The sequence below is a fragment of the Cyanobium sp. A1C-AMD genome (assembly GCF_024346495.1).
GTDB lineage: Bacteria > Cyanobacteriota > Cyanobacteriia > PCC-6307 > Cyanobiaceae > Cyanobium_A > Cyanobium_A usitatum.
This window is the reverse complement of record NZ_JAGQDB010000091.1, coordinates 1-8,625: the sequence shown is the minus strand read 5'-3', so window position 1 is coordinate 8,625 and position 8,625 is coordinate 1. Positions and strand designations below refer to the sequence as shown.

Annotated in this window: 10 protein-coding genes and 1 tRNA gene; 7 read left to right on the top strand and 4 right to left on the bottom strand. The window is 62.9% G+C overall.

Going from position 1 to position 8,625, the window contains the following annotated elements:
- Positions 1-786, top strand: a 786-nt coding sequence (gene murJ, locus KBY74_RS12205; protein WP_254942929.1) for a murein biosynthesis integral membrane protein MurJ, incomplete at its 5' end; no start/stop codon positions are given.
- On the opposite strand, the gene KBY74_RS12200 is transcribed toward murJ, so the two are convergent.
- Genes KBY74_RS12200 through KBY74_RS12190 form a run of 3 tightly spaced genes read right to left on the bottom strand, consistent with a single transcriptional unit; the run spans position 783 to position 1,594 of the window.
- Positions 783-1,043 carry a cytochrome-c oxidase gene (locus KBY74_RS12200; protein WP_254935140.1) on the bottom strand — a complete coding sequence of 87 codons (261 nt, stop codon included), beginning with the start codon at positions 1,041-1,043 and terminating at the stop codon, positions 783-785. The genes murJ and KBY74_RS12200 overlap by 4 nt on opposite strands.
- Before the next feature lie 24 nt (positions 1,044-1,067).
- The gene (locus KBY74_RS12195; protein WP_254942928.1) at positions 1,068-1,358 is read right to left on the bottom strand and encodes a DUF3181 family protein; all 291 of its coding nucleotides are present in this window, start codon (positions 1,356-1,358) and stop codon (positions 1,068-1,070) included.
- Positions 1,355-1,594 carry a hypothetical protein gene (locus KBY74_RS12190; RefSeq protein WP_106632274.1) on the bottom strand — a complete coding sequence of 80 codons (240 nt, stop codon included), beginning with the start codon at positions 1,592-1,594 and terminating at the stop codon, positions 1,355-1,357. Before KBY74_RS12190 ends, KBY74_RS12195 begins: the two co-directional genes overlap by 4 nt.
- 64 nt (positions 1,595-1,658) lie before the next feature.
- Here KBY74_RS12190 and KBY74_RS12185 point away from each other — a divergent pair.
- From KBY74_RS12185 to KBY74_RS12160, 6 genes are all read left to right on the top strand, one after another.
- Positions 1,659-1,732, top strand: a tRNA-Arg gene (locus KBY74_RS12185).
- Positions 1,733-1,844: 112 nt separating this feature from the next.
- Positions 1,845-3,134, top strand: a complete 1,290-nt coding sequence (gene glyA / locus KBY74_RS12180; RefSeq protein WP_254942927.1) for a serine hydroxymethyltransferase — start codon at positions 1,845-1,847, stop codon at positions 3,132-3,134.
- Positions 3,135-3,198: 64 nt separating this feature from the next.
- Entirely contained in the window at positions 3,199-4,296 is a 1,098-nt protein-coding gene (locus KBY74_RS12175; RefSeq protein ID WP_254942926.1) for a glycosyltransferase family 4 protein, read from the top strand.
- 4 nt (positions 4,297-4,300) lie between these two features.
- Positions 4,301-5,581, top strand: a complete 1,281-nt coding sequence (locus KBY74_RS12170) for a competence/damage-inducible protein A (protein WP_254942925.1) — start codon at positions 4,301-4,303, stop codon at positions 5,579-5,581.
- A 28-nt stretch (positions 5,582-5,609) separates the two neighbouring features.
- The gene (gene leuC, locus KBY74_RS12165) at positions 5,610-7,025 is read left to right on the top strand and encodes a 3-isopropylmalate dehydratase large subunit (protein ID WP_254942924.1); all 1,416 of its coding nucleotides are present in this window, start codon (positions 5,610-5,612) and stop codon (positions 7,023-7,025) included.
- Positions 7,026-7,033: 8 nt separating this feature from the next.
- Entirely contained in the window at positions 7,034-7,648 is a 615-nt protein-coding gene (locus KBY74_RS12160) for a 3-isopropylmalate dehydratase small subunit 2 (protein WP_254942930.1), read from the top strand.
- Here KBY74_RS12160 and KBY74_RS12155 read toward each other — a convergent pair.
- Positions 7,635-8,625, bottom strand: a 991-nt coding sequence (locus KBY74_RS12155) for a DUF3769 domain-containing protein (RefSeq protein ID WP_254942923.1), incomplete at its 5' end; no start/stop codon positions are given. The genes KBY74_RS12160 and KBY74_RS12155 overlap by 14 nt on opposite strands.

Genomic DNA, 8,625 nt, shown 5'->3' with positions numbered 1-8,625 from the left:
CACACGCCCCTAGGGCTGCTCTCCAATGCCCTGCTGGTGCCGCTACTGCCGGTTTATGCCCGGCTGACCGCCCCGGACGATCGACCCGAGCTGGTCGGTCGTATCCGCCAGGGGCTGATGCTCTCCAACGCCAGCATGCTGCCCCTGGGGGCGTTGATGGTGGCGCTGGCTTTGCCGATCGTGGCTTTGATCTATGAGCGGGGAGCTTTCAATGCCGGTGCGGCGGAGTTGGTTGGCAACCTGCTGATGGCCTACGGCATCGGCATGCCCGCCTATCTGGCTCGCGACGTGCTGGTGAGGGTGTTCTATGCCCTCGGTGATGGGGTTACCCCGTTCCGCTGGTCGATGGCGGGGATTGGGCTGAATGCGCTCTTCTGCTGGGCTTTCGTGGGCGGTCCGGTGCCCGGCGCTACCCAGCTGCTGCCTGGCCTCTATTGCGGCGCCGCCGGCCTGGTGCTGGCCACCGTGGCGGTGAATCTGATCACCTGTGTGGGTTTGCTGCTGGCGCTGCAGACCAAGCTCGGCGGGCTGCCATTGCGGCTGTGGCTGCGCGACACGATGCTGCTGTTCGGTGCTGCCGTACTGGCCGGACTAGCGGCCTGGGGCGTGTCCGTAACTGTGGCCTGGCCCACTGGTCTTTGGGGCCGGCTGTTGGAGTGCAGCTTTGCCGGCGGAGTGGGTGTGCTGATCTATGGGGTGGTGGGCAGCCTTGCCCAGGTGCCAGAGGTCAAGGATCTGACCGACCAGTTGCGGGATCGCTTGCCTCGAATTGGCGCCAGGCGCTAGGGGTCGAGGCGAACGTCCCGTTCAGCTCGCACCTGAACTGGAATCTCCAGGTGGGAGCGACCCAGCATCCGGGGGCCGTCCACCGAAAAGATGCGTGCCTCAATGCCGAATTCCTTGAAGGCCGTTTCTAGCTCCTGAATCAGGGCTTTTTCAACCTGGGCCTCGGCGTCAACCACCTTGCCGATTAGGCGTCCGCCCAGGCGACCCAGGCGTTGACGCACCACATCGCGGGCGTTGGTTACCTCAATGACCAGCACAGCCCGTCGCCAGTTCCCGCAACCTTATCGGCAAAACTGCTCCAGCACCTCTTCGAGATCCCGCAGCTGGCCGGCGGGCACCAGCCGAGCCAGGGGCAGCCGGGTGGAACCGGCGCCGATCGGCACCTGCACCGCCTCAAGGGCCTGGCGTGCGCACACCTCCGCCCCCTGGTCCAGCCGGGCGGAACATTCGATCGCCAGGGCCTGGGCCAGGCCGGCGTCGCCGAGGTAGAGGTGCCAACTTGCAACTTGCACATAAAGGCGATCTGCCAGGACCAGTTCCAGTTCTTTGAGGTCTGTGGCGGAGAGGGTCATGGCCGGGGGGTTGGACGCAGAACCACTACAGCGCCAGCGTGAGCCAGCAACACCACCAACCAACCCAGGCTGAGCCAGTTGAGGTGGGCCCAGGGGTGACGCATTTCCTGTACCAACCAGAGGCCACTGTTCAGGGCGGCGAATAGGGCGGCGTGGAGCGTCAGGTTCACGATCCGTTCGAAGTGCCTGTAGGTGGGGTCTTCGGGGTTGGCGGGGCCGTACCAGCGGATGGGCATTGATGGGGAGGCGAGGACGGGGTGTTTGACGGATGGGCCCTCCGTGCGGTGAAAATGGACCCATGCGCTTGTAGCTCAGCGGATTAGAGCATCTGACTACGGATCAGAGGGTCGGGAGTTCGAATCTCTCCAGGCGCGCTTCTTACACAAAACCGCTCTAGGGCGGTTTTTTTGTGGCTTGGCTTCGACATTGATGTGTCCGATGCCAGGCTCCGGTCTTTACGATCATCGGACGATTTAACCCTTAACCATGACCAACCCCGGCGGTGCTGCCCTCAACCAGTCCCTAGCTGCCGGGGACCCCGCCATCGCCGGGCTGATTGAAAAGGAGCTGCAGCGCCAGGAAACCCACCTGGAGCTGATTGCATCTGAGAACTTCGCCTCCCGCGCCGTGATGGAGGCCCAGGGCTCGGTGCTCACAAACAAATATGCCGAAGGCCTGCCATCCAAGCGCTACTACGGCGGCTGTGAGCATGTGGATGCGATCGAGGAGCTGGCGATTGAGCGGGCCAAGGAGCTGTTTGGCGCCGCCTGGGCCAACGTGCAGCCCCACAGCGGCGCCCAGGCCAACTTCGCCGTGTTCCTGGCCCTGCTCCAGCCCGGCGACACGATCCTGGGCATGGACCTCAGCCACGGCGGCCACCTCACCCATGGCTCGCCCGTGAACGTGAGCGGCAAGTGGTTCAAGGCCGTCCACTACGGCGTGGACCCCGACACCCAGCAGCTCAACTTCGACACGATCCGCCAGCTGGCCCTGGAGCACAAGCCGAAGCTGATCGTCTGCGGCTACTCGGCCTACCCCCGCACGATCGATTTCGAGGGCTTCCGCGCCATCGCCGATGAGGTGGGCGCTTACCTGCTGGCCGATATGGCCCACATCGCCGGCCTGGTGGCGGCGGGCGTGCACCCCAACCCCGTGCCCCATTGCGACGTGGTGACCACCACCACCCACAAGACCCTGAGGGGCCCCCGCGGCGGCCTGATCCTCTGCCGCGATGCCGAGTTCGGCAAGCAGTTCGACAAGGCCGTGTTCCCCGGTAGCCAGGGCGGCCCGCTCGAACACGTGATCGCCGCCAAGGCGGTGGCCTTTGGTGAGGCCCTACAGCCCTGCTTCCGCGTCTACAGCCAGCAGGTAGTTGCCAACGCCCAGGCCCTCGCTGAGCGCATCCAGGAGCGCGGCATCGCCGTGGTGAGCGGCGGCACCGACAACCACATCGTGCTGCTGGATCTGCGCGGCATCGGCATGACAGGCAAGGTGGCTGACCTGCTGGTGAGTGATGTACACATCACCGCCAACAAGAACACGGTGCCCTTCGATCCCCAGTCGCCCTTTGTGACCAGCGGCCTGCGCCTGGGCACCGCTGCTTGCACCACCCGCGGTTTTGACGAAGCCGCCTTCCGCGAGGTGGCCGATGTGATCGCCGATCGCCTGCTCAATCCTGAAGACAGCGCCATTGAGCAGCGCTGCCGCGATCGGGTTGCGGCTCTCTGTGACCGCTTCCCGCTTTACGCAGTAGCGCGTGAGCTTCAGCACGCTTGATCCGCTTCAACGCCCGTAAGGTGGGTGCTGAAGGCCATTTTTCGGCTTGCTTCGGTCTGGTTCAGTGACCCTCGCCTACAGTCCCAACGCGGCCGCCTTGCTCACTTTTGCCGTTGCTGCTCTGTGCACGGCTTTGGTGGTGCCAGTGGTACGCCGGCTCGGCTTGCGTTGGGGATTGGTGGATGCTCCCGATTCCCGCAAGCAGCACACCTCTCCCATGGTGCGCCTTGGAGGGGTCGGCATTGTTATCGCCTTTAGTGCAGCCCTGGGTCTCACCTGGGCCTTGGGTGGGTTCGCCAACCTTCCCGCTGCAAAGGACCAGTTGATCTGGACCACCCTGGCTGGAGCCCTTTGCTTTTTCTTGATCGGGCTGGCAGATGATCTCTATGCCCTGCCGCCCCTGCCCCGTTTGGCCGGTCAGTTGGCCATTTCGATGGTTGCTTGGAACGAGGGTGTGCGCATCGGCAACATCGAGATCCCCATGGGCTGGTGGGGAGGCTCTGATCTGCTGCTGCCATTGCCAGATTGGCTCAGCCTGCTGGCAACGGTGATCTGGTTGGTGGGTATCACCAACGCCATCAACTGGCTTGATGGTCTCGATGGTCTGGCGGCGGGCGTGAGCGGTATCGCTGCAGTGGGTTTGCTGTCGGTGAGTTTCAGCCTGCATCAGCCTGCTGCTGGCCTGCTGGCCGCGGCGCTGGCCGGTAGCTGCCTCGGTTTCCTGCGCCACAACTTCAACCCTGCCCGCATCTTCATGGGCGACGGCGGCTCCTATTTTCTGGGGTTTGCCCTGGCGGCGATCAGCATTGTCGGCCCGGCCAAGGGGATCACCAGCGTCAGCCTGCTACTACCGCTGCTGATCCTGTCGCTGCCCTTGGCCGACATGTCGGCAGTGATCATGGGGCGCCTCAGCGAAGGCCACTCTCCCTTCTATCCCGATCGACGCCACCTGCACCACCGGCTGCTGAGGACGGGACTAAGCCATCGCCGCACCGTGTTGCTCATTTATGCCTTCACCCAGTGGTTGGGCTCCCTGGCCCTGGTGCTGGTGAATGCTGAATTGCGCTTTCTCTGGCTGGCCCTGGCTACTGCGGTGCTGATCTGGGTGCTGGTTAGCACTCGCCGGGCCTTGCAGCAGCCTGCGGCCACTCGGGAGCTGTGAGGCTGTGAGCGCCGAGATTCTCTGCATCGGCACCGAGCTGCTGCTCGGCAACATCACCAATGGCAATGCCCGCTGGCTGGCGGAGCAGCTGGCGGCCCTGGGCATCGCCCACCAGCGCCAGAGCGTGGTTGGTGACAACCGCACCCGTCTGATGGCCGCGGTGCGGGAAGCGGCAGGTCGCTGCCGGGTGTTGATTACAACTGGCGGCCTCGGCCCGACCCCAGACGACCTCACCACAGAAGCTATCGCTGCTGCCTTTGACACGCCCCTGGTGGAGCACCCAGAGATCTGGCTTGACATCCAGGCCCGCATCGGCGCGCGCGGCCGTTTCTGTTCCCCCAGTAACCGCAAGCAGGCATTTCTGCCCGAAGGAGCGGCGGTGTTGCCAAATCCCACCGGCACCGCCCCCGGCATGATCTGGACCCCGCCTGCGGCCCCGGGCATTCAGCCAGGTTTCACGGTGCTCACTTTCCCTGGCGTGCCAAGCGAAATGGAGGCGATGTGGTCGGGTACCGCAGAGCCATGGCTGCGCTCAGCTGGCTTGGCTGAGGGGGTGTTCGCCAGTCGCATGTTGCGCTTTTGGGGCGTTTCCGAGTCGGCTCTGGCTGAGCAGATGGCCGATCTGCTGGCCCTAGAAAACCCAACTGTGGCTCCCTACGCCGGCGCCGGTGAAGTGAAGCTGCGCCTCACGGCCAGGGCAGGCAGCGTTGCTGAAGCCCAGATCCTGCTGGCTCCGCTTGAGGCGCAGATCCGGGCCCGCTCCGGGAGGGCTTGCTTCGGCGCCGATGACGACAGCCTGGCCAGTGTGGTGCTTGAGCAGATGCGCCGCCGCGGTGAGACGCTGGCTGTAGCTGAGAGCTGCACTGGCGGGGGGCTGGGGGCGGCCCTAGCGGCGGTGCCCGGAGCCTCTGATGGCTTTGTTGGTGGGGTGATTGCCTATGCCAACTCGATTAAGCAGGCGTTGCTTGGGGTGCCGCCGGCGCTGCTTGAGAGCCAAGGCGCCGTGAGCGATCCGGTGGCTATCGCCATGGCTGAGGGCGCTCGCCGTGCAACTGGTGCCACCTGGGCAATTGCTGTGACCGGCATCGCCGGCCCGGGGGGCAGCAGCAGTGAGAAGCCGGTAGGACTTGTGCATATCGCCATTGCCGGCCCGGATGGTTGCAGCAGCGAGGCAGTGCGCTTTGGCGCCACGCGTGGCAGGGTCTGGATCCAGCGGTTGACGAGCGGTGAAGCGCTCAATCGCTTGCGCCTGCGGCTGGCCGACGGCCCCGGGGCGCAGCTTTAGGCTTAAGCCTCAGTCGAACGGACCTTGCGTGAGTGCCGGCACCCTCTACGACAAGGTCTGGGATCTGCATCGGGTGGCCCAGTTGCCGGGCGGCTCCACCCAGCTGTTTATCGGTTTGCACCTGATTCATGAGGTGACCAGCCCCCAGGCCTTTGCAGCCTTGAAAGATCTGGGCCTGCCGGTGCGACTCCCCGAGCGCACCGTGGCCACGGTTGATCACATCGTGCCCACCACATCCCAGGCGCGCCCCTTCGCTGATCCCCTGGCTGAGGAGATGCTCGCCACCCTCGAGCGCAACTGCAGCGACTACGGCATCCCTTTGAATGGCCTCGGCAGCGGCCGCCAGGGAATCGTGCATGTGATTGCCCCTGAATTGGGCCTCACCCAGCCGGGTATGACCGTCGCCTGCGGCGACTCTCACACCTCCACCCACGGGGCGTTTGGGGCGATTGCCTTTGGCATTGGCACCAGCCAGGTGCGCGATGTGCTGGCCAGCCAGAGCCTGTCGATGGGCAAGCTCAAGGTGCGGAGGATTTGGGTTGAGGGTCAGCTGCAGCCGGGCGTCTATGCCAAGGACTTGGTGTTGCACATCATCCGGGTGTTGGGTGTCAAAGGTGGTGTGGGCTACGCCTACGAATTTGCCGGTCCAGCCATCGATGCTTTGACGATGGAGGAGCGCATGACCCTCTGCAACATGGCAATCGAGGGCGGTGCCCGCTGCGGCTACGTCAACCCCGACGCTGTCACCTTTGCCTACCTGCAAGGCCGGCCCTATGCCCCCAAGGCTCAAGCCTGGGAGCGGGCCGTGGCCTGGTGGCGTGGCCTGGCCAGTGGTGCAGACGCAGTTTTTGACGACGAGGTGCGCTTCGATGCTGCGGCAATTGCGCCGACAGTCACCTGGGGGATCACCCCCGGCCAGGGCATCGGCGTAGATGAAACGGTTCCAACCTTGGAGCAGACAGAGCCGGATGAGCGGCCCTTGGCCCAGGAGGCCTACCGCTACATGGATCTGCAGCCCGGCACTCCGATTGCAGGCACAGCGGTGGATGTTTGCTTCATTGGCAGCTGCACCAATGGGCGCCTGTCCGATTTGCAGGCGGCTGCGGCGGTGGCCAAGGGACGCCATGTGGCTCCGGGCATGAAGGCCTTTGTGGTGCCTGGCTCTGAACAGGTGGCGGCGGCTGCGGAAGCTGAAGGGCTTGACGAGGTGTTTAGGGAAGCTGGCTTTGAGTGGCGTGAGCCCGGCTGCTCGATGTGCCTCGCCATGAATCCAGACCGGCTTGAGGGCCGTCAGATCAGCGCTAGTTCAAGTAATCGCAACTTCAAGGGTCGCCAGGGCTCGGCTACCGGCCGCACCCTGCTGATGAGTCCGGCGATGGTGGCTGCGGCCGCAATTGCCGGCAAAGTGTGTGATGTGCGCCAGATGATTAACACCACGCCATGACCGCGGCCATGACCACCTCCAGCTTTCCCTTTGGCCCTATCTCGGCTGTGCGCGGGCGCGCCGTTGTTATCGCCGGTGACGATATTGACACCGATCGAATCATTCCAGCCCGTTTTCTTAAATGTGTCACCTTTGATGGGCTTGGCGAGCAGGTGTTTGCCGATGATCGGGCCGAGCTCTCTGGGGAGCATCCCTTCGATCGAGCAGAGCTGCAGGGAGCCTCTGTGCTGGTTGTGAACCGCAACTTTGGCTGTGGCTCAAGTCGTGAGCATGCTCCCCAGGCGTTGATGCGCTGGGGCATCCGGGCGGTGGTGGGGGAAAGCTTTGCTGAGATCTTTTATGGCAACTGTCTGGCCTTGGGAATCCCCTGTTTCACCGCATCCCACGCCAGCGTGCTGAGTCTGCAAGAGTCGCTGATCGCCGATCCTGGCCAGGAGCTGAGCTTGTCGCTGGCTAAGGCCACCCTGGAAGCCTCCCGGGGGCAGCTTTGGCAGCTAGAACTCCAGTCCGGTCCCCAGCAGATGCTGGCTTCTGGGCAATGGGATGCCACCTCCCAGTTGCTGGCCAACGACGGCGAGCTGGCTCGCACCGCGGCATCGTTGCCCTACATCAACGGCTTCTAGGCTTGGGCACGAAGGGTGTGCCATTGCCGTTGAAGTTAAAGTCGTTGAGTTTGATGCGGATGCCGCCGATGCCGTCGTAGGGGCTGTAGTAGACCCCGAGCTCGTAGGAGCGGCGTTGCAGTTTTAATTCCACATAGGAATAGGAAACGTCGCCATAGAATTCGGAGCTATTATCAATGTTGAAGGTGGCACCAGCTTCCAGCACAATTGGACCATAGATCTGTTGGGCTGCTTGAAAACTAAGGGTGCGTAGATCTACCGTGCGATCAAAGCCAAAGGGGCTGGCTCCATTAAAAAAGGTGCCAGCGATTGAGGCGGAGAAGCGGGTGTAATCGAATACGGGTCGATCAAACTGTCCCAGCGTGAACGAAGGTCCGCCCCACAGGGTGAGGGTGTTCTGGTTTGCTCCATCGCTATAAGTGGCTGCATAGCCACTGGCTCCGAAGTTGATTCCCAGGCCTGGTACTACCGGTACAGGTGCATAGCGCAAGCCCCGCTTGGGATCTTCGCTGGCATCAAGGGCAGAGCCCTGCCATAGCTGCAGGGTGGTGCTTGCTGCCAGGTTGGCATAGCTACGCCATAACGTGTCTAGCGTATCTGTCTCAAAAAGCTCGGCTTGGTAGGAGCCTGATTGGACTGCCCAGTTGAGATTGACTGGCGCAAAGAAGGGGGATTTGCGAGAGTCTTCCGGATTTTTGTGCTGGTTTAATAGCGCATTTCCTGCTAGATTGGCGCCATAAGAGTAAACTACTGTTTGCAGTCCAAGGCTGCCGTTGTAAATCCGCTCTCGGTATGAGCTAAATAAGCTGGCATTGGCGCTTGAATGGCCGGGCAGGCTGAAGGGAGCTGTCAAGCTTGTGTTGCTACGGGTCCCGGCTCTGAAATTATCAGGATTGAAGGTAGATAGGCTGGCTTCTGCATTCAATGAGAGCCAGAAGATGTGGAGATTGTTTGATGGTAGTTTTGGGAAATTGTGT

What these genes read in the sequence shown, in the direction of transcription:
- KBY74_RS12160 (WP_254942930.1), top strand. Translation starts at nt 7,034, where the DNA reads ATGACCACCTCCAGCTTTCCCTTTGGCCCTATCTCGGCTGTGCGCGGG.
- glyA (WP_254942927.1), top strand. Translation starts at nt 1,845, where the DNA reads ATGACCAACCCCGGCGGTGCTGCCCTCAACCAGTCCCTAGCTGCCGGG.
- KBY74_RS12195 (WP_254942928.1), bottom strand. Translation starts at nt 1,358, where the DNA reads ATGACCCTCTCCGCCACAGACCTCAAAGAACTGGAACTGGTCCTGGCA.
- KBY74_RS12190 (WP_106632274.1), bottom strand. Translation starts at nt 1,594, where the DNA reads ATGCCCATCCGCTGGTACGGCCCCGCCAACCCCGAAGACCCCACCTAC.